At 66.4% G+C, this 969-nt stretch carries 1 protein-coding gene and 1 pseudogene; both read right to left on the bottom strand.

Going from position 1 to position 969, the window contains the following annotated elements; translation table 11 throughout:
• Nucleotides 1–101: 101 nt before the first annotated feature.
• On the bottom strand, nt 102–677 hold the full coding sequence (locus tag AC1DU6_RS32900; RefSeq protein WP_457322080.1) for a TRAP transporter small permease: 576 nt from the start codon (nt 675–677) through the stop codon (nt 102–104).
• 7 nt (nt 678–684) lie between these two features.
• Nucleotides 685–969, bottom strand: a pseudogene (locus AC1DU6_RS32895) (TRAP transporter substrate-binding protein DctP); the annotation flags it as partial.

The following is a 969-nucleotide window of genomic DNA, read 5'->3' as shown; positions in this document are numbered from 1 at the left end:
GAACAGCACCGCGACGCTGCCGAGCGCGAACGCGATCGGCGCGCCCGAGAACATGAACAGCAGCGTGACGACGCCGARCAGCGAGCCGAGGACGAGCATGCTCATGCTGCGACTCCTGAATTGGATTTGAAGAGGCCGTTCACGCGCGCCGTGAGCTGCACCAGCAGCTGCAGGCTCAGCAGCGTCATGCCCACGGACATCAGGCCGTAGGGAATCGACAGCGGCGGCGCCCAGGAAGACGAGGTGGTCTGGCCGTCGACCCAGGCCTCGTGGAACAGCGTCCACGACTTCCAGGCGAAGAAGGCGCAGAAGGCGGTGCCCATCAGGTCCACGAGCATCAGGCGCAGGCGGTTCACGGCGCGGGGCAGCAGGCCGGCGATGGCCTCGATGCCGACGTGGCCGCGCAGCGACTGCACGAAGGCGCCGCACAGGAAGGTGGCGCCGACCAGGCAGAAAACCGCCGCCTCGTCCTGCCAATCCGTCGACGCCTTCATCACATAGCGCGACACGACGCTGTAGGTCAGCACGCAGGACGCCACCAGCAGGGCCAGCATGCCGAGCACGACCATGGCGTGGTTGATGAAGTTCAAGCCGCGCGCGATGGGGCGCAGCAGGGCGGGCGTGTCTGGGTCGATGCCGGCGACCGCCGCCGGTCCCATTTCGAATCCGTGACTCATGGCGTGCTCACAGCAGCTTCTGAGCGGCCTTGAGGATGGCGGCGCAGGATTCGTTCTTCTCGCCGAAGTCCTTCCACGCGGTGTCGCGTGCGATGGCCTGCCACTTCTTCAACGTCGGCTCGTCCATGTCGTAGACCTTGGCGCCGGCCTTGGCGTAGATTGCGGCGGCGGCCTGGTCGTCAGCCTTGGCGGCATCGCGGGCAAAGACTTCCAGCTCGGCGCCGACGGCCATGACGATGTCCTGCTGGGCCTTGGGCAGCTTGTTGAAGACCTCCTTGGAGATCATCAGCGG

The organism is Roseateles sp. P5_B10, assembly GCF_056400485.1.
The sequence above is the reverse complement of the archived record's forward strand: the minus strand, read 5'-3'. Positions and strand labels throughout refer to the sequence as shown.